General features: G+C 64.0%; 26 protein-coding genes. 12 read left to right on the top strand and 14 right to left on the bottom strand.

Going from position 1 to position 23,453, the window contains the following annotated elements:
- The 3 genes from dsbA to JYG34_RS00420 all read right to left on the bottom strand — a co-directional run bounded on the left by dsbA (position 1) and on the right by JYG34_RS00420 (position 1,762).
- A complete protein-coding gene (gene dsbA, locus JYG34_RS00430; RefSeq protein ID WP_213659045.1) occupies positions 1-636 on the bottom strand; it encodes a thiol:disulfide interchange protein DsbA in 636 nt (211 codons plus the stop codon).
- Positions 637-810: 174 nt separating this feature from the next.
- Positions 811-1,428: a c-type cytochrome gene (locus JYG34_RS00425; RefSeq protein ID WP_213659044.1), complete on the bottom strand. Its 618-nt coding sequence runs from the start codon at positions 1,426-1,428 to the stop codon at positions 811-813.
- 31 nt (positions 1,429-1,459) lie between these two features.
- Positions 1,460-1,762 carry a c-type cytochrome gene (locus JYG34_RS00420; RefSeq protein ID WP_011531533.1) on the bottom strand — a complete coding sequence of 101 codons (303 nt, stop codon included), beginning with the start codon at positions 1,760-1,762 and terminating at the stop codon, positions 1,460-1,462.
- A 208-nt stretch (positions 1,763-1,970) separates the two neighbouring features.
- On the opposite strand from JYG34_RS00420, the gene yihA reads away from it, so the two are divergent.
- The gene (gene yihA / locus JYG34_RS00415; protein WP_011531532.1) at positions 1,971-2,603 is read left to right on the top strand and encodes a ribosome biogenesis GTP-binding protein YihA/YsxC; all 633 of its coding nucleotides are present in this window, start codon (positions 1,971-1,973) and stop codon (positions 2,601-2,603) included.
- Positions 2,604-3,008: 405 nt separating this feature from the next.
- Here the strand turns inward: yihA and polA are convergent, their stop codons facing one another.
- Positions 3,009-5,765 (bottom strand): DNA polymerase I, encoded by a 2,757-nt coding sequence (gene polA, locus JYG34_RS00410; RefSeq protein WP_213659043.1) that lies wholly within the window; start codon positions 5,763-5,765, stop codon positions 3,009-3,011.
- A gap of 74 nt (positions 5,766-5,839) precedes the next feature.
- Here polA and JYG34_RS00405 point away from each other — a divergent pair, with 74 nt between their 5' ends.
- Together JYG34_RS00405 and JYG34_RS00400 are read left to right on the top strand one after the other, a co-directional pair.
- Positions 5,840-6,130 (top strand): DUF2782 domain-containing protein, encoded by a 291-nt coding sequence (locus tag JYG34_RS00405; RefSeq protein ID WP_011531530.1) that lies wholly within the window; start codon positions 5,840-5,842, stop codon positions 6,128-6,130.
- 64 nt (positions 6,131-6,194) lie between these two features.
- Complete coding sequence (locus JYG34_RS00400) at positions 6,195-7,145, top strand: homoserine kinase (protein ID WP_011531529.1); 951 nt, start codon at positions 6,195-6,197, stop codon at positions 7,143-7,145.
- A gap of 97 nt (positions 7,146-7,242) precedes the next feature.
- Here JYG34_RS00400 and JYG34_RS00395 read toward each other — a convergent pair whose 3' ends face one another.
- Positions 7,243-8,196 (bottom strand): zinc ABC transporter substrate-binding protein, encoded by a 954-nt coding sequence (locus JYG34_RS00395; protein WP_286089044.1) that lies wholly within the window; start codon positions 8,194-8,196, stop codon positions 7,243-7,245.
- An 18-nt stretch (positions 8,197-8,214) separates the two neighbouring features.
- On the opposite strand from JYG34_RS00395, the gene zur reads away from it, so the two are divergent.
- The 7 genes from zur (at position 8,215) to JYG34_RS00360 (ending at position 13,760) form a co-directional block, all read left to right on the top strand.
- The gene (gene zur / locus JYG34_RS00390) at positions 8,215-8,700 is read left to right on the top strand and encodes a zinc uptake transcriptional repressor Zur (protein WP_011531527.1); all 486 of its coding nucleotides are present in this window, start codon (positions 8,215-8,217) and stop codon (positions 8,698-8,700) included.
- Entirely contained in the window at positions 8,697-9,470 is a 774-nt protein-coding gene (gene znuC, locus JYG34_RS00385; protein ID WP_213659041.1) for a zinc ABC transporter ATP-binding protein ZnuC, read from the top strand. The genes zur and znuC overlap by 4 nt, the downstream gene beginning before the upstream one ends.
- Entirely contained in the window at positions 9,463-10,245 is a 783-nt protein-coding gene (gene znuB / locus JYG34_RS00380) for a zinc ABC transporter permease subunit ZnuB (RefSeq protein WP_011531525.1), read from the top strand. Before znuC ends, znuB begins: the two co-directional genes overlap by 8 nt.
- 117 nt (positions 10,246-10,362) lie before the next feature.
- Complete coding sequence (locus JYG34_RS00375; RefSeq protein ID WP_213659040.1) at positions 10,363-11,070, top strand: PA5502 family lipoprotein; 708 nt, start codon at positions 10,363-10,365, stop codon at positions 11,068-11,070.
- A gap of 176 nt (positions 11,071-11,246) precedes the next feature.
- Positions 11,247-12,254 carry a methionine ABC transporter ATP-binding protein gene (locus JYG34_RS00370; RefSeq protein WP_011531523.1) on the top strand — a complete coding sequence of 336 codons (1,008 nt, stop codon included), beginning with the start codon at positions 11,247-11,249 and terminating at the stop codon, positions 12,252-12,254.
- Positions 12,254-12,925, top strand: coding sequence for a methionine ABC transporter permease (locus tag JYG34_RS00365; RefSeq protein ID WP_213659039.1), 672 nt, complete (start codon positions 12,254-12,256; stop codon positions 12,923-12,925). The genes JYG34_RS00370 and JYG34_RS00365 overlap by 1 nt, the downstream gene beginning before the upstream one ends.
- Positions 12,926-12,989: 64 nt before the next feature.
- Positions 12,990-13,760, top strand: coding sequence for a MetQ/NlpA family ABC transporter substrate-binding protein (locus JYG34_RS00360; protein WP_213659038.1), 771 nt, complete (start codon positions 12,990-12,992; stop codon positions 13,758-13,760).
- Positions 13,761-13,853: 93 nt separating this feature from the next.
- Here JYG34_RS00360 and JYG34_RS00355 read toward each other — a convergent pair whose 3' ends face one another.
- The 5 genes from JYG34_RS00355 to JYG34_RS00335 are packed head-to-tail and all read right to left on the bottom strand — an operon-like array spanning position 13,854 to position 17,737.
- Positions 13,854-14,486, bottom strand: coding sequence for an SCO family protein (locus tag JYG34_RS00355; RefSeq protein WP_213659037.1), 633 nt, complete (start codon positions 14,484-14,486; stop codon positions 13,854-13,856).
- Positions 14,483-15,382, bottom strand: a complete 900-nt coding sequence (gene cyoE, locus JYG34_RS00350) for a heme o synthase (RefSeq protein ID WP_213659036.1) — start codon at positions 15,380-15,382, stop codon at positions 14,483-14,485. The genes JYG34_RS00355 and cyoE overlap by 4 nt, the downstream gene beginning before the upstream one ends.
- Entirely contained in the window at positions 15,367-16,440 is a 1,074-nt protein-coding gene (locus JYG34_RS00345) for a COX15/CtaA family protein (RefSeq protein WP_213659035.1), read from the bottom strand. The genes cyoE and JYG34_RS00345 overlap by 16 nt, the downstream gene beginning before the upstream one ends.
- Before the next feature lie 9 nt (positions 16,441-16,449).
- Positions 16,450-17,028: a hypothetical protein gene (locus JYG34_RS00340; protein ID WP_213659034.1), complete on the bottom strand. Its 579-nt coding sequence runs from the start codon at positions 17,026-17,028 to the stop codon at positions 16,450-16,452.
- Complete coding sequence (locus JYG34_RS00335) at positions 16,994-17,737, bottom strand: SURF1 family protein (RefSeq protein WP_213659033.1); 744 nt, start codon at positions 17,735-17,737, stop codon at positions 16,994-16,996. Before JYG34_RS00335 ends, JYG34_RS00340 begins: the two co-directional genes overlap by 35 nt.
- A 63-nt stretch (positions 17,738-17,800) precedes the next feature.
- Between JYG34_RS00335 and JYG34_RS00330 the strand changes: the two genes are divergently transcribed.
- Positions 17,801-18,004, top strand: a complete 204-nt coding sequence (locus JYG34_RS00330; RefSeq protein WP_011531515.1) for a twin transmembrane helix small protein — start codon at positions 17,801-17,803, stop codon at positions 18,002-18,004.
- A gap of 82 nt (positions 18,005-18,086) precedes the next feature.
- On the opposite strand, the gene JYG34_RS00325 is transcribed toward JYG34_RS00330, so the two are convergent.
- Genes JYG34_RS00325 through coxB form a run of 4 tightly spaced genes read right to left on the bottom strand, consistent with a single transcriptional unit; the run spans position 18,087 to position 22,307 of the window.
- Positions 18,087-18,974 (bottom strand): cytochrome c oxidase subunit 3, encoded by an 888-nt coding sequence (locus tag JYG34_RS00325; protein WP_213659032.1) that lies wholly within the window; start codon positions 18,972-18,974, stop codon positions 18,087-18,089.
- Positions 18,975-18,990: 16 nt separating this feature from the next.
- Entirely contained in the window at positions 18,991-19,548 is a 558-nt protein-coding gene (locus JYG34_RS00320; protein ID WP_213659031.1) for a cytochrome c oxidase assembly protein, read from the bottom strand.
- 10 nt (positions 19,549-19,558) lie between these two features.
- A complete protein-coding gene (ctaD, locus tag JYG34_RS00315; RefSeq protein ID WP_213659030.1) occupies positions 19,559-21,148 on the bottom strand; it encodes a cytochrome c oxidase subunit I in 1,590 nt (529 codons plus the stop codon).
- 31 nt (positions 21,149-21,179) lie between these two features.
- Positions 21,180-22,307, bottom strand: coding sequence for a cytochrome c oxidase subunit II (coxB, locus tag JYG34_RS00310; protein WP_213659029.1), 1,128 nt, complete (start codon positions 22,305-22,307; stop codon positions 21,180-21,182).
- Positions 22,308-22,686: 379 nt separating this feature from the next.
- Here coxB and JYG34_RS00305 point away from each other — a divergent pair, with 379 nt between their 5' ends.
- The gene (locus JYG34_RS00305) at positions 22,687-23,328 is read left to right on the top strand and encodes a hypothetical protein (protein ID WP_213659028.1); all 642 of its coding nucleotides are present in this window, start codon (positions 22,687-22,689) and stop codon (positions 23,326-23,328) included.
- Positions 23,329-23,453: the final 125 nt, after the last annotated feature.

Raw genomic sequence — 23,453 nt, 5'->3', positions numbered from 1 at the left:
TTACTTAGCGGCGCGCTCCTTGGCGATCAGCTGGTCGGCGACGTTCAGCACGCCTTCAGGACCGCCAGCGGTACCCAGGTCGAAGCGGTACTTGCCGTTGACCACCAGGCTCGGAACACCGGTGATCTCGTACTTCTTGGCGAGCTCCTTGGCCTGTTTGACCTGGCCCTGGATGGCGAAGGAGTTGTAAGTGGCCAGGAACTTGTCCTTGTCCACGCCCTGGGTGGCGAGGAAGTCAGCCATTTCCCCAGGCTCCATCAGTTTCATGCGCTTGTTCTGGATGGCATCGAAGACGGCGGCGTGAACGTTATGCTCGACACCCATGGCTTCCAGTGTCAGGAACATCTGGCCGTGTTTATCCCACGGACCACCGAACATGGCCGGGACGCGCTTGAAGTTGACGTCCTTTGGCAGCTTTTCAGCCCAAGGGTTGATGGTCGGTTCGAAGTGGTAGCAGTGCGGGCAGCCGTACCAGAACAGCTCGACGACTTCGATCTTGCCTGGCACGGACACCGGGACGGGGTTGCTCAGCTCGATATATTCCTTGCCGGCGGTTGCAGGCTCCGCGGCCTGCACGGCGGCCATACCGAATACGCTGGCGGCGACCAGCGCAGCGCTGAGAATCAGTTTACGCATGCTTTACTCCTGAGCAGTCTTTGGTCGCCTCGACGCGACCTTGGTGAGACAGGTCGGGAAGGGCTCGAGTTCTGTAGTGTAACGGCTACGGATGGAAAAAAGGGCAGCCTGGGCTGCCCTTTTCATCTTTAGCGCTGAAGCATTAACCGAGTGTTAACGCCCAGACCGTCAGGATCAGTGCAAGCCCTGGATGTAGCTGGACAGAGCTTCGATATCCTTGTTGCTCAGCTTGCCGGCGATGGTGCGCATGGTCATGGCGTCGCCGTCGTTGGTGCGGTTGCCTTCGCGGAAGTCGGTCAGCTGCTTGCCGACATACTGCGCGTGCTGGCCGCCCAGGTGAGGGAAGCCGGCCAGGGCTAGACCTGCGCCATTGGGGGAGTGGCAACCGGTACAGGCCGGCATGCCCTTCTCGAGGTCGCCGCCATTGAACAGGGCGCGGCCACGTTCGACCAGTTTCGGGTCGGCGGCGCCGACGCTGCCCTTCTGGCTGGAGAAGTAGGCGGCGATGTCGGCCAGGTCCTGGTCACTGAAGTTCGCCAGCATGCCGGTCATCTCCAGCACGGTGCGCTTGCCGGACTTGATGTCGTGCAGCTGCTTTTCCAGATACCGCTCGCCTTGGCCGGCGAGTTTGGGGAAGTTCGGTGCCAGGCTGTTGCCGTCAGGGTTGTGGCAGGCCCCGCAGACAGCGGTTTTGGCCTGACCGGCAGCAGCATCGCCTTTGATGGGTTCCGCAGCACTTGCCGCACCTGCGACCCCCATGGTCAACAGCAGACTCACGAATAGTTTGTTCATCAGCTAATCCAACACGGCTAAGGGTGAAATGTTATGTATCGGGACTGCCGCTCATCCAGAGAATGACCAATCGGTAGTCCTCGGCACTGCAGTCCATGCACAATCCACGCGGCGGCATAGCCTTGAAACCCTGTGTAACATGTACCACCAGTTGCTCCATGCCTTGCGCCAGCCGTGGTTCCCAGGCTGCCCGGTCACCCTGCCTGGGTGCCTGTGGCAACTGTCCGGCGTGACAGGCCGCACAGCTGCGGTTGTACAACGCCTCGGGATCCTGTGTAGCCTGTGCGCTGAAAAACGGTAGGAACAAACCGACAGCTAGTAGCCATTTCGCCATGCGGAACGACCTGACAGGGTTGGGGGCCGCGCTGCGTTCTGTTGCGCGAGCTATTGTTCGACACCCCATGCTCATCCGCCTTCGCTGGGAGAATGAGCACACAAAATCTGGGGCATTATATACTTCCGCCATCCAAACGGAAACGACACCGCTTGCCGCGCCTGGGCCAACCGTTCCAGAGCTGGGCAACACCCACATCGGATATCCCATGCAAGTCAAGAACCCCATCCTCGGCCTCTGCCAGAAAGCCACATTCGCCCTCAGCGCCGCCAAGGTCGAACAATGCCCGGAAGACCAGGGTTACGAGGTGGCTTTCGCCGGCCGCTCCAACGCCGGCAAGTCCAGCGCCCTCAACACCCTGACCCACGCCAGCCTGGCACGCACCTCGAAGACTCCCGGCCGCACCCAACTGCTGAATTTCTTCAGTCTGGACGATGAACGGCGTTTGGTCGACCTGCCGGGCTACGGTTATGCAAAAGTGCCGATCCCGCTCAAGCAACACTGGCAGAAGCACCTGGAGGCCTACCTCGGCAGCCGCGAGTGCCTGCGCGGGGTGATCCTGATGATGGATGTGCGCCACCCGATGACCGACTTCGACAAGATGATGCTCGACTGGGCCCGGGCCAGCGGCATGCCCATGCACATCCTGCTGACCAAGGCCGACAAGCTGACCCACGGCGCGGGCAAGAACACCCTGCTCAAGGTGCAGTCGGAGATTCGCAAGGGTTGGGGCGATAGCACGACCATCCAGTTGTTCTCGGCGCCCAAGCGCCTGGGGCTGGAAGAAGCCTACCGCGTGCTGGCGGACTGGATGGAGCTGGAAGACAAGCCGGTGGCCTGAATCGCCACGGAACCTGTAGGAGCGGCTTCAGCCGCGAAACAGGCACCTCGGTACGTGGCACCCGCTTTGCGGGTGATCGCGGCTGAAGCCGCTCCTACAAGGACCGGTGCAATCCTGAATTCCGGGCAAAAAAAACCCCGGACTTCATATGGGGAGGGGGAAGTTCGGGGTTCAAGTCCGGACCGCTAGGGCGGGGTCCAGATATCTGCCAACACTTAACACAACATAGGAGCATCGAAAGGCTTCACCAGCCATTCAGTACCTCTGAGTAGCGCTTCACCGATTTAGTTCCGAGCCCCTCGAAACTATTTGCGATAGTTTCATGAAACCCCGGATCTAATGGCCTGCGGCCAGTGCGGATCCGCGACACTACGCCGCAGATCCTACACAGCTTTCACACGGCGTTTAGTGAGCTTCGTCCCAATTCGAGCCAACACCCACTTCCACCAGCAGCGGCACATCGAGTTCCGCGGCACCGCTCATGTAGCCACGAATTTCATCTTTCACCTGCTCGACCAAGTCTTCACGCACTTCCAGCACCAGTTCGTCGTGCACCTGCAGGATCACCCGGGCATCCAGCCCGCTGTCGACCAGCCAGTTGTCCACCGCCACCATGGCGCGCTTGATGATGTCCGCCGCGGTGCCCTGCATCGGGGCGTTGATCGCGGTGCGCTCGGCGCCTTTGCGCAGGGCCGGGTTCTTGGCGTTGATGTCCGGCAGGTACAAGCGGCGGCCGAACAGGGTCTCGACGAAACCCTGCTCGGCGGCTTGGGCGCGGGTGCGCTCCATGTAGGCCAACACGCCGGGATAGCGGGCGAAATAGCGGTCGATGTAATCCTGGGACTGCTTGCGGTCGACGCCGATCTGCTTGGCCAGGCCGAACGCGCTCATGCCGTAGATCAGGCCGAAGTTGATCGCCTTGGCGCTGCGACGCTGGTCGGTGGTGACGTCCGCCAGTGCGACGCCGAACACTTCGGCGGCGGTGGCGCGGTGCACGTCCAGGTCGTTGCGGAAGGCATGCAGCAGGCCTTCGTCCTTGGCCAGGTGGGCCATGATGCGCAGCTCGATCTGCGAGTAGTCCGCCGCCAGCAGCTTGTAGCCGGGGCTGGCGACGAAGGCCTGGCGTATCCGCCGGCCTTCGGCGGTGCGCACCGGGATGTTCTGCAGGTTCGGGTCGCTGGACGACAGCCGCCCGGTAGCGGCGACTGCCTGCTGGTAGGAGGTGTGGATACGCCCGGTGCGTGGGTTGATCTGCCCCGGCAGCTTGTCGGTGTAGGTGCTCTTGAGCTTGCTCAGGCTGCGGTATTGCATCAGCACCTTGGGCAGCGGATAACCTTGCTCGGCCAGGTCGTCGAGCACCGCCTCGGCGGTGGAGGGCTGGCCCTTGGCGGTCTTGCTCAGCACCGGCATGCCCAGCTTGTCGTAGAGGATCGCGCCCAGCTGCTTCGGCGAACCCAGGTTGAATTCTTCGCCGGCCAGCGCGTAAGCCTCGCGCTCCAGCTCGACCAGCTTCGCGCCCAGCTCACCGCTCTGCACGCCGAGCAGCGCGGCATCGACCAGCGCACCCTGGCGCTCGATCTTCGCCAGCACCGGCACCAGCGGCATCTCGATGTCCATCAGCACCGGCAGCACGCTGGGGGTCTTCGCCAGGCGCGCTTGCAACGCGTGGTGCAGGCGCAGGGTGATGTCGGCGTCCTCGGCGGCGTAGGGGCCGGCCTGCTCCAGCGGGATCTGGTTGAAGGTCAGTTGCTTGGCGCCCTTGCCAGCGATGTCCTCGAACCCGATGGTGGTGTGGTCCAGGTACTTCTGCGCCAGGCTGTCCATGTCGTGGCGGGTGGCGGTGGAGTCGAGCACATAGGACTCGAGCATCGTGTCGTAGGCCACGCCACGCATCAGGATGGCCGGGTTGCCGTTGGCCAGGATATTGATGTCGTACTTGGCGTTCTGACCGATCTTGCCCTTGGCCGGGTCTTCCAGCAGGGGTTTGAGTGCCAGCAGCACGGCTTCACGGTCCAGCTGGGCCGGAGCACCTTCGTAGTCGTGGGCCAGCGGTACATAGGCGGCTTCATTGGGCTCGACGGCGAACGACAGGCCGACGATGCTGGCCTGCTGGGCATCAAGGCCAGTGGTCTCGGTGTCGAAGGCGAACAGCGGCGCCTTGCGCAGCTTTTCCAGCCAGGCGTCGAAACGTGCCTGGTCGAGGATGGTCTCGTACTTGGGCTCGACCTTGACCGTGGGCGCTTCCTCGGATGCAACGGCGGCTTCGCCATCAACTTTGCGGGGCGCGCTGCGCTGCACGTCGGCGACCCAGCTCTTGAACTCCATCTCGGTGTACAACGCCAGCAGCGCTTCACGGTCCGGTTCGCCACAGACCAGGGCGTCGACCTCGACATCCAGTTCCACATCGCACTTGATGGTGGCCAGCTCATAGGAGAGGAAGGCCGCGTCGCGGTGCTCCTCGAGCTTGGCCGGCAGGGTCTTGGCGCCACGAATGGCCAGGCCCGGAACCTTGTCGAGGTTCTGGTACAGGTCGCTCAGGCCGCCACCGATGCCGGTCAGCAGGCCCACGGCGGTTTTCTCGCCAACACCCGGCACGCCAGGAATGTTGTCGACCTTGTCGCCCATCAGCGCGAGGAAATCGATGATGTGTTCAGGGCCGACACCGAACTTCTCGTGCACGCCAGCCACATCCAGCACGCTGCCGGTCATGGTATTGACCAGCGTGACGTGACCATCCACCAACTGGGCCATGTCCTTGTCGCCAGTCGAGATGATCACCGGGCGGCCGGCCGCCGCGCTGCTGCGCGCCAGGGTGCCGATCACATCGTCGGCCTCCACACCCTCGACGCACAACAGCGGGTAACCCAGGGCACGCACGCTGGCGTGCAGCGGCTCGACCTGCACCCGCAGGTCATCGGGCATGCTTGGGCGGTTGGCCTTGTACTCGGCGAACATGGCATCACGGAAGGTGCCGCCCTTGGCGTCGAAGACCACCGCGAACAGGCTGTCCGGGTACTGCTTGCGCAGGCTCTTGAGCATGTTCAGCACGCCCTTGACCGCGCCCGTCGGCATACCTTTGGAGGTGGTCAGCGGCGGCAGCGCGTGAAAGGCGCGGTAGAGGTAGGAGGAACCGTCCACCAGGACGAGGGGTGCTTGGCTCATGAGGAGAATCAACCTTTTCGGCGGGTCCGGAGCTAGAATAGCCGGATCAATGACGACAAAAGGACTAGGTTATCATGCGTACACCCAATCGCCTGTTACTGCTCGGTCTGCTGGCCACCCTGCCAGCCGTCACCCTGGCGGCGGACGACGCCCCATCGGCAGATCCCGATGTGACCATTCGCACGGAAGGCGACAAAACCATCCAGGAATACCGGCAGAATGGCTTCCTGTATGCGATCAAGGTCACCCCTAAAGGTGGCAAGCCTTATTTCCTGGTACGCGCCGATGGTACTGACGCCAACTTCATTCGCTCAGACCAGCCAGACATGCTGATCCCCTCCTGGAAAATCTTCGAGTGGAAGTAGCGCGTACCGTTCACATCAACCAGGCACTTCCCGGCGGAAGTGCCCGCATGGGCAATTTTTCAACATGTCAGTCTTCACCCCTGTGTCCCGGCCTGAGCTGGAAACCTTTCTGGCGCCGTACGAACTGGGCCGTCTGCTCGACTTCCAGGGCATTGCCGCCGGTACCGAGAACAGCAATTTCTTCGTCAGCCTGGAGCAAGGGGAGTTCGTCCTCACACTGATCGAGCGCGGGCCGGCCGAAGACATGCCGTTCTTCATCGAACTGCTCGATGTGCTGCATGAGGCCGACATGCCGGTGCCCTACGCCGTGCGTGACCGCGACGGCAACGGCCTGCGCGAGCTGTGCGGCAAACCGGCGCTGCTGCAGCCACGGTTGTCCGGCAAGCACATCAAGGCGCCGAACAACCAGCACTGCGCCCAGGTTGGCGAACTGCTGGCGCACATCCACCTGGCCACCCGCGAGCGCATCATCGAGCGCCGCACCGACCGCGGCCTGGACTGGATGCTGGCGTCTGGCATTGAGTTGCTGTCCGGCCTGAACAGCGCACAAGCCGAACTGTTGAAGCCGGCACTGGATGAGATCACCGCGCACAAGGCGCAGATCCTGGCCCTGCCCAAGGCCAACCTGCACGCCGACCTGTTCCGTGACAACGTGATGTTCGAAGGCACCCACCTGACCGGCGTGATCGATTTCTACAACGCCTGCTCCGGGCCGATGCTGTATGACGTGGCCATCACCGTGAACGACTGGTGCCTGGACGAACAGGGCGGCATCGACCTGCCGCGGGCCCAGGCGCTGCTGGGCGCCTACGCGGCGTTGCGGCCATTCACTGCAGCTGAAGCCGAGCTGTGGCCGGTGATGCTGCGGGTGGCGTGCGTGCGTTTCTGGTTGTCGCGATTGATCGCGGCGCAGGCATTTGCCGGGATGGATGTGATGATCCACGACCCGAGCGAGTTCGAAGTGCGCTTGGTGCAGCGCCAGCAGGTGGCGTTGAAACTGCCATTCGCGCTCTAACGGACGATGACAAAACCTGTAGGAGCGGCTTAAGCCGCGATCACCCGCGAAGCGGGTGCCACACACCGTGGCGCCCGCTTCGCGGCTGAAGCCGCTCCTACAGTTGTTCCAGGCAACCTGTCAGGTCGCTGCCCAGCTTCTCCAGCAAGCGCTCATAGCCCCTGGCATCCACCGGATCGGTCCCGCCCAGCGCATCCAGCTCCGCCAGGCGCACCGGCAACCCCGCCGTCAGCGTCTCGGCCAGGCGCGGCCGCAGCGGCGGCTCGCTGAACACACAGGTCTTGCCCACTTCCTGCAGGCGCTTGCGCATCGCGGCCACATGCTGCGCCCCCGGCTGCACTTCCGACGCCACGCTGAACACGCCCGTATGCTTGAGGCCATAGGCGGCTTCGAAATAATCGAACGCTTCGTGGAACACGAAGTACGGCTTGCCGGCAATCCCCGCCACACGTTGCTTGATCCGCCCATCCAGGGCGTCCATCCGCTCGATGAACAGCTTCAGATTGCCTTGATAACGCGCGGCATTGGCCGGGTCGGCTGCCGCCAGGTCAGCGGCCATCTTCGCCGCGATCACCCGGGCATTGGCCGACGACAGCCACAGGTGCGCATCGAGGCTGCCCGGGCGGTGGTCATGGTCATGGTCGTCGTGGTCTTCTTCGTGGGAGTGGCTGTCCTCACCGAAGTGGCGCAACTGCAGGCCTGGAAGCGACTGCACCGCCACACTGGGCTTGCCGCGGCTGGCCAGCACGCGAGGCAGGAAACCTTCCATGTCCGGGCCGATCCAGTACAGCAGGTCGGCATCACCCACCTTGCGCACGTCGGACGGGCGTAGCGCGTAGTTGTGCGGGGAGGCGCCCGGCGGCAACAGCACGTCAGGGCTGCCGGCACCGTCCTGGACGGCCGCGGCGATCTGCTGCAGGGGCTTGATGCTGGTCAGCACGCGCACGTCGGCCTGGGCCGAGCAGGCGATGAAAGCGACAAAGAGGACAAGGAATCGGGACACGGTGGATACTCGGGTCGTCAGAAACAGGTAACATAATAACGTCTCCATCCTGAACCGTCGCTGCCCATGTCCATCACGCCGCTGGCCCACCGCCCCCACGATCATTCCCATTGCGTCCACAGCGCGCTGGCCGAGGCCGACGCGCTGTGCAACCGTCAGGGCCTGCGCCTGACCGCCCTGCGCCGCCGGGTGCTGGAGCTGGTGTGGCAGAGCCACAAACCGCTGGGCGCCTACGACATCCTCGCCGTGCTCAGCGAGCAGGACGGCCGTCGCGCCGCGCCACCGACCGTCTATCGTGCGCTGGACTTCCTGCTGGAAAACGGCCTGGTGCACCGCATCGCCTCGCTCAACGCCTTCATCGGCTGCAGCCACCCCGAGCACGCACACCAGGGCCAGTTCCTGATCTGCCGTGAATGCCACGTGGCCATCGAACTGGAGCAGGACAGCATCAGCAATGCCATCGTCGACAGCGCCAAGGCCGTCGGCTTCGCCGTCGAAACGCAGACCGTGGAAGTAGTCGGCCTGTGCGGCAACTGCCGGGGCAAGGCATGAGCGACGCACTGATCCGCCTCGAGCAGGTCGGGGTCAGCTTTGCCGGTGAAGCGGTGCTCGACAGCATCGACCTGGCGGTCGCGCCCGGCCAGATCGTCACCCTGATCGGCCCCAACGGCGCCGGCAAGACCACCCTGGTGCGCGCCGTGCTCGGCCTGCTCAAGCCGCATCGCGGCAAGGTATGGCGCAAGCCGAAGCTGCGCATCGGCTACATGCCGCAGAAAATCCAGGTGGACGCCACGCTACCGCTGTCGGTACTACGCTTCCTGCGCCTGGTGCCCGGTGTAGACCGCGCGGCAGCCTCGTCGGCATTGCAGGAGGTCGGTGCAGAGCAGGTGATCGACAGCCCGATCCAGACCATTTCCGGCGGTGAGATGCAGCGGGTGCTGCTGGCCCGCGCGCTGTTGCGCGAGCCGGAGCTGTTGGTGCTCGACGAGCCGGTGCAAGGGGTCGACGTGGTCGGCCAGACCGAGCTGTACAACCTCATCACTCGCCTGCGCGACCGCCATGGTTGCGGCGTGCTCATGGTCTCCCACGACCTGCACCTGGTGATGAGCGCCACTGACCAGGTGGTCTGCCTCAACCGTCACGTCTGCTGCTCGGGCCATCCGGAACAGGTCAGCAACGACCCAGCCTTCGTCGAGCTGTTCGGCCAGAACGCCAAGAGCCTGGCCGTCTACCACCACCATCACGATCACAGCCACGACCTTCACGGCTCGGTGATCGCCCCCGGCACCCATGTCCACGGAGAGCACTGCAAGCATGGCTGATTTTCTTCTTTACGCCCTGCTTGCCGGCCTGTCGCTGGCCCTTGTCGCCGGCCCGCTGGGTTCGTTCGTGGTCTGGCGGCGCATGGCCTATTTCGGCGATACCCTCTCGCATGCCGCACTGCTGGGCGTGGCCCTGGGCTTCGCCCTGGACGTCAGCCCGGCGTTGGCGGTAACCGTTGGCTGCCTGTTGCTGGCGATTCTGCTGGTGACTTTGCAGCAGCGCCAGCCGCTGGCCTCCGACACACTGCTCGGCATCCTCGCCCCCAGCACGTTGTCGCTGGGCCTGGTGGTGCTGAGTTTCATGCACGATGTACGCATCGACCTGATGGCCTACCTGTTCGGCGACCTGCTGGCGATCAGCACCACCGACCTTGCCTGGATCCTTGGTGGCAGCGCGTTGGTGCTGGTGCTGCTGGCCGCACTCTGGCGCCCGTTGCTGGCAGTCACGGTGCACGAGGAACTGGCGATGGTCGAGGGCCTGCCGGTGGCCGGGCTGCGCCTGGCGCTGATGCTGCTGATCGCCGTGGTGATCGCGGTGGCGATGAAGATCGTCGGCGTGCTGCTGATCACTTCGCTGCTGATCATCCCGGCGGCCGCGGCACAACGTCACGCCCGCTCGCCCGAGCAGATGGCCTTGGGCGCCAGCCTGCTGGGGGTCACCGCGGTATGCGGTGGCCTGGCCATGTCGTGGTTCAAGGATACACCGGCCGGGCCGTCGATCGTGGTCTGCGCGGCGGTGCTATTCTTGCTGAGCCTGGCGTTGCCCAAACGCTGAAAATTCAGGGGGCGCACGCAACCTTTCCATGGGCACAAGGTCTGTATGGCCTGTTTTCGAGCGTGCGCACCTGGGTGTAGACTTGCTCGCTTTTTGCGCAAATAGAGAGTCGCAGGAATGAAGCCGTTCGCCTCACGTTATCTGCTTGTTGCCGCGTTTTCCCTGTTCCTGGCCGCCTGCTCCAGCAAGCCTGCCGAACAGCCGGTGGCGCCTGTCCAACCGGATGCCTGGCAGCAGCTGGAACAAACCATTGCCGCCAACGAGCTGGCCACCGCCGAGGACCAGCTCGCCGCGCTGCAGGCGCAATCGCCTGACGACGCGCGCCTGGAGCCCCACCAGCGGCAACTGGCTGAAGCGTATCTGCGCCGTAGCCAGATCGTCCTGCAGAAGGGCGATGTCAATGCCGCCGCCACCGCGCTGGCCCGCGCTCGCGCGCTGATGCCCAAAGCCCCTGCGCTGACGGGTGGCGATGCCATGGCCAATGCCCGCAAGGCTGAGCTGGAAAAAGCCGAAGCAGCGCTCAAGGCTGCGGAGAAGCAACCACGGGCTCGGTTGATCGATCCGACTGCGCCGAACACCGTTGTCGCACTCAAGACCACCGACAGCCGCGCCCTGCGTCGCCAGCTCGATGACATCGCCCTGGACGTGGTCAACTACCAGTGCGACGTGGTGTTCCAGGTGCCCCGCACCCAAGACGCCCCGTGGCTCAAGACCCTGCTGGAGAAGCGCGTGCGCAAGCTCGACAGCGGCTTCGCGCTGCAGCAGAAGCATGAAATCCAGCGTTCGTTGCCCGCGCAGGTGGTGCTGGTTCCTCATCAGCAATGATCAATCGCGGGGCAAGCCCGCGATTGCCTTCGATCAGGCGCACCAATCGTCGCGTTATGCCCAATTGATTGGACGAATCAGAAATAAATGATAAGTACAGCTATTGGAAAAGGCTAAAATGCGCGACCCCGGCTAACCGCTGGCCCACATTCCATGCGCCCCACAAGGTTCGCTCAGTGATCGAGTTTCAAAATGTCCACAAGACCTACCGTGTCGACGGTAGGGATATCCCGGCCCTGAACCCGACCAGCCTGACCATCGAAGATGGCCAGGTGTTCGGCCTGATCGGCCACTCCGGTGCCGGCAAGAGCACCATGCTGCGCCTGATCAACCGCCTCGAGGCCCCCAGCGGCGGCAAGATCATCGTCGACGGCGAAGACGTCACCGCCTTCGATGCCAACCAGCTGCGCCGCTTCCGCCAGCAGGTCGGGATGATCTTCCAGCACTTCAACCTGCTGGCCTCGAAGACCGTCGCCGACAACGTCGCCCTGCCGCTGGTGCTGGCTGGCGAGCTGTCGCGCGGTGAAATCGACAAGCGCGTCACCGAACTGCTGGCCCGCGTCGGCCTGCAGGACCACGCCAGGAAGTACCCGGCACAGCTGTCGGGCGGGCAGAAGCAGCGCGTCGGCATTGCCCGCGCGCTGTCCACCAACCCCAAGATCCTGCTGTGCGACGAAGCCACCAGCGCCCTCGACCCGCAGACCACCGCCTCGGTGCTGCAACTGCTGGCCGAGATCAACCGCGAGCTGAAGCTGACCATCGTGCTGATCACCCACGAGATGGACGTGATCCGCCGGGTCTGCGACCGCGTGGCGGTGATGGACGCCGGGAAGATCGTCGAGCAGGGGCCGGTCGCCGAGGTGTTCCTGCACCCCGAGCACCCGACAACGAAGCGCTTCGTCCAGGAAGACGAGCAGGTCGACGAAGGCGAGCAACGTGACGACTTCGCCCACGTGCCGGGCCGCATCGTGCGCCTGACCTTCCAGGGCGACGCTACCTACGCGCCGCTGCTGGGCACCGTGGCCCGCGAGACCGGCGTGGACTACAGCATCCTCGCCGGGCGCATCGACCGCATCAAGGATGTCCCCTACGGCCAGCTCACCCTCGCCCTGATCGGCGGTGACATGGAAGCGGCGTTCGCCCGCTTCAAGGCAGCTGACGTACATATGGAGGTACTGCGTTGATGGACGCCCTGAATTTCTTCGCCAACGTCGACTGGGCCGAAATCTGGCTGGCCACCGTCGACACCATGATCATGCTGTTCGGCTCGCTGTTCTTCACCGTGCTGCTGGGCCTGCCGCTGGGCGTGCTGCTGTTCCTCTGCGGGCCACGCCAGATGTTCGAGCAGAAGGGCGTGTACGCGCTGCTGTCGCTGGTGGTGAACATCCTGCGCTCGCTGCCGTTCATCATCCTGCTGATCGTGATGATCCCGATCACCGTGCTGATCACCGGCACCTCGCTGGGCGTCGCCGGTGCCATCCCGCCGCTGGTGGTGGGTGCCACGCCGTTCTTCGCCCGCCTGGTGGAGACCGCCCTGCGCGAAGTGGACCGCGGCATCATCGAAGCCACCCAGTCGATGGGCGCCACCACCCGCCAGATCATCACCAACGCCTTGCTGCCCGAGGCCCGTCCGGGCATCTTTGCAGCGATCACCGTCACCGCCATCACCCTGGTCTCCTACACCGCCATGGCCGGCGTGGTGGGCGCGGGCGGCCTGGGCGACCTGGCCATCCGCTTCGGCTACCAGCGCTTCCAGACCGACGTGATGGTGGTCACCGTGGTATTGCTGCTGGTGCTGGTGCAGGTGCTGCAGAGCGCCGGCGACAAGCTGGTCGTGCACTTTTCCCGTAAGTAACCCCAATGGGGTCGGCCTGGCCGACCCGTTCGGGGGCCGTCGCGGCCCTCACAAGGAGTGATCAATGAAGAAGCTGCTTGCTGTTGTCGCCGCTGTCGCGGCCTTCTCGGCCCACGCCGAGACCCTGACCGTCGCCGCCACCCCGGTGCCGCACGCCGAGATCCTCAAGTTCGTCCAGCCGCAGCTGGCCAAAGAAGGCGTGGAACTCAAGGTCAAGGAATTCACCGACTACATCCAGCCGAACGTACAGGTCGCGGAAAAGCGCCTGGACGCCAACTTCTTCCAGCACCAGCCATACCTGGACGAGTTCAACAAGGCCAAGGGCACCCAGCTGGTCAGTGTCACCGGCGTGCACCTGGAGCCCCTGGGCGCCTACTCGAGCAAACTGAAAAAGCTCGACGAGCTGGCTGACGGCGCCACCGTGGTCATCCCCAACGACGCCACCAACGGCGGCCGCGCCCTGCTGCTGCTGGACAAGGCCGGCGTGATCAAGCTCAAGGACAACAAGAACATCCTGTCGACCGTGAAAGACATCACCGGCAACGACAAGAAGCTGAAGTTCCGCGAGCTGGAAGCAGCCACCATCCCGCGCGTGCTGACCCAGGTCGACCTGGCGCTGATCAACACCAACTATGCGCTGGAAGCCAAGCTGAACCCGGAGAAGGACGCCCTGGTCATCGAGGGTAGCGATTCGCCTTACGTGAACATCCTGGTTGCCCGCCCAGATAACAAGGACGCGGATGCCATGAAGAAGCTGGCCGCGGCCCTGCATTCGCCTGAGGTGAAGCAGTTCATCACCGAGAAGTACAAGGGCGCGGTGATTCCGGCGTTCTGATCTGAAATACTCGGGGCCGCTCCTACAGAGGCATGCGATCTTCTGTAGGAGCGGCCTTGTGCCGCGATGGCCTGCATAGCAGGCCCAACGTGCTCAATCGCGCTTGACCAGCCCCGGCAACTGCGCCACCAGCTTCTGGTTGTTGAACGGCGCACGAATGAACCCGCGCTGACGCCCATCCGGCCCGACCACCGCCAGGTTGCCGCTGTGGTCCACGGTGTACCCCGGCTTGCTGGTGTCGGCCGGAATGAACGGGATGCTCAGGGCGTTGGCCAGCTTCTGCGTATCCTCGATCGACCCCGCCACCCCGACGAAATCCTTGTCGAAATAGCCCAGGTACTGCTTGAGCTGGTTCGGTGTGTCACGGTTCGGGTCCACGCTCACCAGCACCACCTGCAGGCGCTCGATGGCCTCCTTGGGCAGCTCGCTCTTCACCTGGCGCAGCTGGGCGAGGGTGGTCGGGCAGATGTCCGGGCAGTAGGTGTAACCAAAGAACAACAGCGACCATTTGCCCTTGAGCTGGTCCAGCTCGATGGGCTGACCGTTCTGGTCGGTCATCTTCACATCCGGCACCGTGCGGCTCTGAGGCAGCAGGATGATGCCGGCGTCGATCAGTTCGGTGGGGTTCAGCTGACCGCGGTCACTGAGCACCTTGTTGACGGTCAGGCCCATGATCAGCGCGACCAGGGCAACGAGGATGAAGACGGTTTTCTGGGTTCGGGTCATAGGTTCAGCAACAGGTAGTGGTCAACGAGCAACGCGATGAACAGGGCGAACAGGTAGACGATAGAGTACTTGAACGTCTTGATCGCCGCGTGCGGCCGGGTGCCACGGTACAACACCCAGGCCCAGTGCAGGAAGCGCAGGCCCAGGGCCAGGGCACTGGCCAGGTAGAGCGGGCCACTCATGTGGATGGCGTAGGGCAACAGGCTGACGGCCAGCAGGATCAGGGTGTAGAGCAGGATATGCAGCGCGGTGTAACGCTCGCCATGGGTCACCGGCAGCATTGGAATATCGGCTTTTTCGTACTCGGCCTTGCGGTGGATGGCCAGGGCCCAGAAGTGCGGCGGGGTCCAGGCGAAGATGATCAGTACCAGCAACAGCGGCTCGGCACCCACATGCCCACTTACCGCCACCCAGCCCAGCAACGGCGGGGCCGCGCCGGCCAGGCCGCCGATCACGATATTTTGCGGCGTGGCACGCTTGAGAAAGCCGGTGTAGAGCACCGCATAACCCAATAACGAGGCAAGCGTCAGCCAGGCGGTAAGGGTATTGGTGAACGCCAGCAGCAAAGCCAGGCCCATCACTGCCAACAGCAAGGCGAAGGCCAGGGCCGGGAGCGGCGCGACCCGGCCCTGGGCCAGCGGGCGTTTGTGGGTGCGGGCCATCAGCGCGTCGATGCGCCGGTCCACCACGTGATTGACCACCGCCGCACCCCCTGCGCACAGGCCGATCCCCAGGTTGCCGAACAGCAGCACGCTCCAGGCGACGCCGGCGCGGGTGGCGAGAAACATACCCACCAGCGAGGTGATCAGCATCAGCACCACCACCTTGGGCTTGGTCAACTCCATGTAGTCGCGCCAGCCGGCGCGTGGGCGTTCCGTGCTCAGAAGCGTCGCCACGAATCATTCCTCATGTGATGGGAGAGCCCGACGTTGCTCACCGGAGTGAGGCGCCAACCAAGGCCGACACGCACCTTGTCGGCCACGCGGATGCGGTAGTTCACCAGCACCATGCTCAGCAGCAACAGGATGCCGCCAGCGTTGTGGGCCACAGCCACGGCCAGCGGCAGGTGCAGCAGCACGTTGCTCACGCCCAGCCCGACTTGCAGCGCCAGCGCCAGCAGCACCAGGCACGCCAGGCCGGTCAGGCCGTTGCGGTGCAGTTTCCAGCTGAGCATCAGCAGCACCAACGTGACCAGCAAGGCACCGAGGCGATGGCTGATATGGATCGCCGTGCGCGCATCGCTGTCCAGCTGCCCGCCCAGGTAGTTGGGGCCGACGTGCTGGGTGAGGTGGAACCCATTGCTGAAGTCCGCGGCCGGCCACCATTGGCCATGGCAAGTAGGCAGGTCGATGCAGGCCACCGCCGCGTAGTTGGAACTGACCCAGCCGCCCAGGGCGATCTGGCCGATCACCACCAGCAGTGCCAACGCAGCGATACGGCGCAGGCTCAGGGGCAGTTTCGGCAACGGCGCAAAGGCCCGGGATAGACGCAGGGATAGCAGAAAAAGCAGGCTGACCGTGGTGAAGCCTCCGAGCAAGTGCGCCGTAACTACCTGGGGCCAGAGCTTCAAGGTCACCGTCCACATGCCGAACGCCGCCTGGGCCAGCACGACCCCCAGCAATAACAGCGGCAAGCGATAGGGCTGGCCATCGCGGGCATGCCGGCGCACGGCCTGGAAGGCGAGCAGGGCGATCACCAGCGCCAGCGTCCCGGCAAAATAGCGATGGACCATTTCCGCCCAGCCCTTGGTTTCCTCGACCGGATGCTCAGGGAAATGCAGCTCGGCATGGGCCAGCTGCGCATCGGTCTTGGGCACGCTGATGAAGCCATAGCAGCCCGGCCAGTCCGGACAGCCAAGGCCGGCGTGGGTCAGCCGGGTGTAGGCGCCGAGCAGCACGACCAGCAGCGCCAGCAGGGTGGCGAACACAGCGAGGCGGAATCCGGGTCTGGCCATGGCGGCCTCCTAGCCGATGTTGGACAGCTTGAGCAGATGGCGCAGGTCGTCCAGCACCTGCTTGCCGTTGACCTTCGCGTCATAGCGCAGCACCAGGTTGCCGTGGGGGTCGACGATCCACAGCTGCGGGCCTGGCTCACTGACCTTTTGCCGGTAACGCTGGGCATCCAGCGGATAGCGCTGCAACTGCGGGTACTCACGGTCGAGCACGCCCTGGTAATCGCCATCCAACGCCTGGGCCGAGGCCAGGGCATGGCTGGCGCGGCTGGCGTCGCGGCCCAACCCGATCTGGATCTGCCGGGCCAGGTACACCAACTGCCGACAGTCTTCGGCGCAGGCCTCGGGGGCACTGACCAGCAGTTGCCAGCGTTCATCCTGGGCATCGATGCCGATGTCGGCGCGGCCCAGGCCGTTGCCGATCATCACACCGTGGTAGCTGCGCCCGTCCGGCACCCAGAACTGCAACTTGTACATGCTGGTGGCGAGGATCATCGGCCCGAGCACGACGAACAGGATCAGCAGCAATTGCAAACGCCCACGGGCCTTGCGGCCTTCAGGTGCGTGCAATGGACTCGTGGCGGCGGCCATGGCGGTTCTCCTTGTCGTTGTGATGCCAGCCGAAATAGAGGTAGAGCAGCAGCAATGCCGTCGCCAGGGCAAACCACTGCACGGCATAGCCCAGGTGCTTTTCGGGCCCCATGGCGACTACCGGCCAGTCCAGCCGGTAGCTGGCCGGGCCCGGCTGCAGGCGCAGTTCATGGGCGAAGCCATCCCGGCCCAGTTGTTGCCAGAGCGCGGCCGGGTCGATGGCGGTGAGCAGGTGCGGCCACCGGCCTTCGGTCGAGTCGGGGTGGAGCTGGAACGTCTTGCCGGGCGCGACATACACCGAGGCCTCCAGCGCCAGTGGCTGGTCAGGGGTGTCGAAACGCACCGGCACGCGACGATCCGGCCAAGGCAACCAGCCGCGATTGACCAGCAGCCACTGCCCGCTGGCCTGGTCGTGGAAGGGTTGCAGCAGTTCGACACCGGGTTTGCCATCGCGCATCTGGTTATCCAGCAGCAGGCTGTGCTCGGCGTCGAAGCGGCCGTAAAGGTGTACGGGGTAGAAGGCGGGATCCGGCAACTGGCGCAATTGCGCGGCGGCCACCGGTGCCTCGATCTGGCGTTCGGTGTAGGTGTCGAGCAGGGCGCGCTTTTCGTCGGCGCGGCGCAGTTGCCAGCAGCCAAGCGAGAGCAGCCCCGGCAGCAGCGCGAGCACCACCAGGGTCGGAATCCAGCCCGGGCGAAACGGCCTCATCGGGGCCTCGTCGGGGCAACCGCTATACTTGTTCTCATCACCGCATCCCCCCGGAGTAGCGCCATGCTCAAGGCCGCGATAGTCCTGATGCTGCTGGCCACGGTCGCCAGCCTGTTCAGTGGCCTGGTATTCCTGGTCAAGGACGACGACCATTCGACCCGCCTGCTCAAGGCCCTGACCGTGCGTGTCACCCTGGCGGCCCTGACCATCGGGCTGGTGGCCTGGGGCTTCATCAGCGGCCAGTTGGTGTCGCACGCCCCCTTCTGAAATCCCCACCATCCCCTGTAGGAGCGGCTTCAGCCGCGATCACCCGCGAAGCGGGTGCCACGCTTCGCGGCTGAAGCCGCTCCTACAACACATAAACAAAGATGAACAACCCCACCCACACCACATCGACGAAGTGCCAGTACCAACTCGCCGCCTCGAACCCGAAGTGCTTCTCCGGGTTGAAATGCCCCCGCAGCACCCGGCAGAACATCACGAACAGGATTACCGTCCCCAGCGTCACATGCGCGCCATGGAAGCCCGTGAGCATGAAGAACGTCGCGCCATAGACCCCCGACCCCAGCGTCAGCCCCAGCTTGGTGTAGGCCTCGTGGTACTCGTAGGCCTGCAACGCCAGGAACGACAGCCCCAGCAGGATCGTCAGCCCCAGCCACAGCTTCAGCGGGCCGCGATGCCCCTTGCGCAAGGCATGGTGGGCGATGGTCACGGTCACACTGGAGCTCACCAGCAGGATGGTGTTGATCAACGGCAGGTGCCACGGGTCGATCACTTCCTTCGGTGGCGGGAACAGTTTCGGATCGGGCGTGTGCAGCAGTGGCCAGACAAACTCGAAGTTGGGCCAGAGCATGTGCGCCACGCCCTTGTGCCCCTCGCCCCCCAGCCACGGCCCGGCCAGCACCCGCACATAGAACAGCGCCCCGAAGAACGCCAGGAAGAACATCACTTCGGAGAAGATGAACCAGCTCATGCCCCAGCGGAACGAGCGGTCCATCTGGGCGCTGTACAGCCCGGCATGGCTTTCCCTGACCACCGAGCCGAACCAGCCGAACAACATGTACGCCAGGAACAACCCGCCGACGAAGAAGATCAGCGGCCCGTGGGACTCCGGGTGGCCGGCCTTGAGGTCGTTGAACCAGGTACCCAGGCCGAACACGGTGATGAACATGCCGATCGTGGCAATGATCGGCCACTTGCTCTGCGCCGGGACGTAGTAATGCTCGTGGCTTGCCATGGTTGATCTCCTTCCCTCAACGGGCGGCCTCGGTCGCGACATGGGCGACCGGGGGGTGGCGAGCGGTGATGTCGAACAGGGTGTAGGCCAGGGTCAGGTGCTTCACCGACTCCGGCAGGTCGCGGTCGACGATGAAACGCACCGGCATCTCGATGCGCTCGCCCGGCTGCAGCACCTGCTGGGTGAAGCAGAAGCACTCGGTCTTGTGGAAGTACGCTGCGGCTTCGGCCGGGGTGATGCTGGGGATCGCCTGGGCGCTCATGGGTTTGTCGGTGGGGTTGCGGGCGATGAAGATCATCTGGTTCACCGCCCCCGGGTTGACCTCGAGCTGGTCGGCGCTGGAGTGGAACTCCCAGCTCATGTCGCCGGCGTTGGTCGACATGAACTGCACCCGCACCGAGCGCGACGGGTCGCTGACCTGGCTGCCCTCGTACTGCCCACCGGTCTTGCCGTTGATGCCGAAGGCCTTGCACATCACGTCGTAGATCGGCACCAGGGCGAAGCCGAAGGCGAACATCACCACCGTCAGCATCAGCAGGCGAGTGACCAGGCGTTTGAGCGAAAGGCCGTCCATTGCAGGGCTCCTACTTCACGTCCGGCGGGGTCTGGAAGGTGTGGTAGGGCGCCGGCGACGGCACCGTCCACTCCAGCCCGTCGGCGCCATCCCAGGGCTTGGCCGGGGCTGGCGTGCCGCCGCGGATGCACTTGATGACGATGAACAGGAAGAACACCTGGGTGGCGCCGAAGATGAACGCACCGATCGACGACACCATGTTGAAGTCGGCGAACTGCAGGTTGTAGTCGGGGATCCGCCGCGGCATGCCGGCCAGGCCGACGAAGTGCATGGGGAAGAAGGCCATGTTCATGCCCACGAACGACAGCCAGAAATGCAGCTTGGCCAGGGTTTCGTCGTACATGTGGCCGGTCCACTTCGGCAGCCAGTAGTACGCCGAGGCGAAGATGCCGAAGATCGCCCCAGGCACCAGCACGTAGTGGAAATGCGCCACCACGAAGTAGGTGTCGTGGTACTGGAAGTCCGCCGGGGCGATGGCCAGCATCAGCCCGGAGAACCCACCGATGGTGAACAGGATGACGAAGGCGATGGCGAACAGCATCGGCGCCTCGAAGGTCAGCGAGCCCTCCCACATGGTGCTGACCCAGTTGAACACCTTCACCCCGGTGGGCACGGCGATCAACATGGTGGCGTACATGAAGAACAGCTCGCCCACCACCGGGATACCGACCACGAACATGTGGTGGGCCCAGACGATGAACGACAGGAAGGCGATCGCGCCGGTGGCGTAGACCATCGAGGTGTAGCCGAACAGCGGCTTGCGCGAGAATGCCGGGATGATCGAGCTGACCGCGCCGAAAGCCGGCAGGATCATGATGTACACCTCGGGGTGGCCGAAGAACCAGAACACGTGCTGGAACAGCACCGGGTCACCGCCACCGGCGGCACTGAAGAAGCTGGTGCCGAAGTGGATGTCCATCAGCATCATGGTCACCACGCCGGCCAGCACCGGCATCACCGCGATCAGCAGGAACGCGGTGATCAGCCAGGTCCAGACGAACAGCGGCATCTTCATCAGGGTCATGCCCGGGGCGCGCAGGTTGAGGATGGTGGCGATCACGTTGATCGCGCCCATGATCGAGCTGATGCCCATCAGGTGGATGGCGAAGATGAAGAAGGTCACGCTGGCCGGAGCGTAGGTGGTCGACAGCGGCGCGTAGAAGGTCCAGCCGAAGTTGGGCCCGCCGCCGGGGCTGAACAGGGTCGAGACCAGCAGCAGGAACGCCGCCGGCAGCAACCAGAAACTGAAGTTGTTCATCCGCGGCAGGGCCATGTCCGGGGCGCCGATCATCAACGGGATCATCCAGTTGGCCAGCCCGACGAACGCCGGCATCACCGCGCCGAACACCATGATCAGCCCGTGCATGGTGGTCATCTGGTTGAAGAACGCCGGCTCGACGATCTGCAGCCCGGGCTGGAACAGCTCGGCGCGGATCACCATGGCGAACGAGCCGCCGAGCAGGAACATGGTGAAGGCGAACCACAGGTACATCGTGCCGATGTCCTTGTGGTTGGTGGTCAGCACCCAGCGCATCAGGCCCTTGGCCGGGCCGTGGGCGTGTTCATGGCCGTGGGCGTGGTCGTCGATCACTGCACTCATGTCCTGTCTCCTGCAACCCTAAGGCACCGGTTCATTTGCTTTGCGCCTGCTTGAGCGCCAGCACGTCCTTCGGCGTGACCATGTCGCCCTTGTTGTTGCCCCAGGCGTTGCGCTCGTAGGTGACCACCGCGGCGATGTCGACTTCCGAGAGCTGCTTGCCGAAGGCGGCCATGGCGGTGCCGGGGCGGCCATGGAAGACCACGCTCAGGTGCTCCTCCTTCGGCCCGGTGGCGACTTTCGAGCCCTTGAGCGCTGGGAACATCGGCGGCAAGCCCTGGCCCTCGGCCTGGTGACAGGCCACGCAGGTGGTGTGGTAGACCTTGTCGCCGCGCTCGACCAGTTCCTGCAGGGTCCAGTCCTTGCTGGTCAGTTCCTTGAGCTTGGCCGCCTCGGCCTTGCGCTCGCCCAGCCAGGTCTCGTAGTCGGCCTTGGACTTCACCTCCACCACCACCGGCATGAAGCCATGGTCCTTGCCGCACAGCTCGGTGCACTGGCCACGGTAGATGCCGGGTTTCTCGATACGGGTCCATGCCTCGTTGACGAAGCCGGGGATGGCGTCGCGCTTGACCGCGAAGGCGGGCACCCACCAGGAATGGATGACATCGGCGGCGGTCACCAGGAAGCGCACCTTGGCCCCCACCGGCAGCACCAGCGGCTGGTCGACTTCGAGCAGGTAGTGCTCGTCCTTGGGCGCCTTGTTGTGGATCTGGTCGGCGGGGGTGGCCAGGTTGCTGAAGAACTCCACGTCCTGGCCCAGGTACTTGTAGTGCCACTTCCACTGGTAGCCGGTGACCTGGATGTCGATGTCGGACTCACTGGCGTCGTAGATGTCGATCAGGGTCTTGGTGGCCGGGATGGCCATGGCCACGAGGATCAGGAAGGGGACGACGGTCCAGAGGATCTCCACCCAGGTGTGCTCGTGGAAATGCGCGGGCTGCTGGCCGGTGGAGCGGCGGTGGATGACCATCGACCAGAACATCGCGCCGAACACCACGATGCCGATGATCACGCAGATCCAGAAGATGGTCATGTGCAGGTCGAACACGGCGTGGGAGACGTCCGTCGCCCCGGGAGCCATGTTCACGGTCCATGCCGCCTGTGCCTGACCAAACATTGACCACAGCAACAGGCCCATCCAGACATGTGGATGTCGCATCATTGCGGGTTCCCCTTATCGTTCTTGTAGTCCCGGAGGCGCGGACGACCTTACGACATAGGGGGGAACGGTGGCCAAGACTGCCTGGCTTCGACGACCGAGCCCCCTGCAAACGGCAGTCGGGCCTCATCAACGAATCACGTTTCAAGCGGAGTATAGACACCGACCAATGGTGCGCAATGAAGGGTTTTAAATGATATTAACCAATCCAAACGTTTGCGCTGGAAGACGCATGGACACTGGGGCGGGGCACAATGATGGCACATTGATATAGCCAATTTCCTACACGTGCCTCAGAGATATAACAAATGCGTCTTAGGCATTCTCGTAAGCAAGCTAACTTAGTGTCTTCCGTTTGTAACGCCTTGTCCCTGGAGTTGTCATGAACATCGCTGCTGTACGCGAGCAGATCGAAACCGCCCATCAACATGAGAGCCGCACAGGCCAACTGAAAGCCCGCCTCGAACTGCAACTGCCACACCTGCATCCCTCGATCCAACTACCCCAGCAGGATGCCCAGGGTACCTTGGCGCGCTTCGTCGGCGCCTACATCAACGAGGTTCCGGAACTGCTCGAGGCCGCGCACAACGTGGCGCTCGAGGCCGGCATCGAGTCGCAGATCAAACCGGTGCTGAAGATCGCCGAAGCCTACTTCCTGCAGCCGCCCAGCGTGATGGCCGGGCATGTCGGTCTCGACTGCCTGCTGGACGAGGCCTACCTGGCGCATCGCCTGGTCGAGGAGGTCAACGACCTGTACATCCGCCATTTCCAGCAGCCGCTGATTCCGGTGGATACCACGGTGGCCAACCTGATCGCCCACCAGTTGATCGGCGAGACCTTCGCCAACCAGCTGGACGAGGTGGTGCATCATTCAGTGGATGAAATGCTCGATGACGAGAGTTTTGCCGCTGAATCGGTAGAGGCTTATCGCGACAAGCTGTCGAGCCCGGAAACCGGCGCGGCGTGGAAACGCTGGCCGTGCCTGTCGCGCCAGCTCGGGGTCGAGCTGAGCCAGTCGGCCTGAGTAACATTCGAAATCGCCGGGGCCGCTATGCGGCCCTTTCGCGACACAAGGCCGCTCCCACAGGTTCAGTGCATGATTCAATTTCTGCGCTGTATCTGTGGGAGCGGCCTTGTGTCGCGAAAGGG

This window comes from Pseudomonas entomophila (assembly GCF_018417595.1).
GTDB lineage: Bacteria > Pseudomonadota > Gammaproteobacteria > Pseudomonadales > Pseudomonadaceae > Aquipseudomonas > Aquipseudomonas entomophila_C.
This window is presented reverse-complemented; position numbering and strand designations above follow the sequence as displayed.

Coding starts and splice junctions, on each gene's coding strand:
- dsbA (WP_213659045.1), bottom strand. CDS start 636: ATGCGTAAACTGATTCTCAGCGCTGCGCTGGTCGCCGCCAGCGTATTC.
- JYG34_RS00425 (WP_213659044.1), bottom strand. CDS start 1,428: ATGAACAAACTATTCGTGAGTCTGCTGTTGACCATGGGGGTCGCAGGT.
- JYG34_RS00420 (WP_011531533.1), bottom strand. CDS start 1,762: ATGGCGAAATGGCTACTAGCTGTCGGTTTGTTCCTACCGTTTTTCAGC.
- yihA (WP_011531532.1), top strand. CDS start 1,971: ATGCAAGTCAAGAACCCCATCCTCGGCCTCTGCCAGAAAGCCACATTC.
- polA (WP_213659043.1), bottom strand. CDS start 5,765: ATGAGCCAAGCACCCCTCGTCCTGGTGGACGGTTCCTCCTACCTCTAC.
- JYG34_RS00405 (WP_011531530.1), top strand. CDS start 5,840: ATGCGTACACCCAATCGCCTGTTACTGCTCGGTCTGCTGGCCACCCTG.
- JYG34_RS00400 (WP_011531529.1), top strand. CDS start 6,195: ATGTCAGTCTTCACCCCTGTGTCCCGGCCTGAGCTGGAAACCTTTCTG.
- JYG34_RS00395 (WP_286089044.1), bottom strand. CDS start 8,196: ATGGAGACGTTATTATGTTACCTGTTTCTGACGACCCGAGTATCCACC.
- zur (WP_011531527.1), top strand. CDS start 8,215: ATGTCCATCACGCCGCTGGCCCACCGCCCCCACGATCATTCCCATTGC.
- znuC (WP_213659041.1), top strand. CDS start 8,697: ATGAGCGACGCACTGATCCGCCTCGAGCAGGTCGGGGTCAGCTTTGCC.
- znuB (WP_011531525.1), top strand. CDS start 9,463: ATGGCTGATTTTCTTCTTTACGCCCTGCTTGCCGGCCTGTCGCTGGCC.
- JYG34_RS00375 (WP_213659040.1), top strand. CDS start 10,363: ATGAAGCCGTTCGCCTCACGTTATCTGCTTGTTGCCGCGTTTTCCCTG.
- JYG34_RS00365 (WP_213659039.1), top strand. CDS start 12,254: ATGGACGCCCTGAATTTCTTCGCCAACGTCGACTGGGCCGAAATCTGG.
- JYG34_RS00360 (WP_213659038.1), top strand. CDS start 12,990: ATGAAGAAGCTGCTTGCTGTTGTCGCCGCTGTCGCGGCCTTCTCGGCC.
- JYG34_RS00355 (WP_213659037.1), bottom strand. CDS start 14,486: ATGACCCGAACCCAGAAAACCGTCTTCATCCTCGTTGCCCTGGTCGCG.
- JYG34_RS00345 (WP_213659035.1), bottom strand. CDS start 16,440: ATGGCCAGACCCGGATTCCGCCTCGCTGTGTTCGCCACCCTGCTGGCG.
- JYG34_RS00340 (WP_213659034.1), bottom strand. CDS start 17,028: ATGGCCGCCGCCACGAGTCCATTGCACGCACCTGAAGGCCGCAAGGCC.
- JYG34_RS00335 (WP_213659033.1), bottom strand. CDS start 17,737: ATGAGGCCGTTTCGCCCGGGCTGGATTCCGACCCTGGTGGTGCTCGCG.
- JYG34_RS00330 (WP_011531515.1), top strand. CDS start 17,801: ATGCTCAAGGCCGCGATAGTCCTGATGCTGCTGGCCACGGTCGCCAGC.
- JYG34_RS00325 (WP_213659032.1), bottom strand. CDS start 18,974: ATGGCAAGCCACGAGCATTACTACGTCCCGGCGCAGAGCAAGTGGCCG.
- JYG34_RS00320 (WP_213659031.1), bottom strand. CDS start 19,548: ATGGACGGCCTTTCGCTCAAACGCCTGGTCACTCGCCTGCTGATGCTG.
- ctaD (WP_213659030.1), bottom strand. CDS start 21,148: ATGAGTGCAGTGATCGACGACCACGCCCACGGCCATGAACACGCCCAC.
- coxB (WP_213659029.1), bottom strand. CDS start 22,307: ATGATGCGACATCCACATGTCTGGATGGGCCTGTTGCTGTGGTCAATG.
- JYG34_RS00305 (WP_213659028.1), top strand. CDS start 22,687: ATGAACATCGCTGCTGTACGCGAGCAGATCGAAACCGCCCATCAACAT.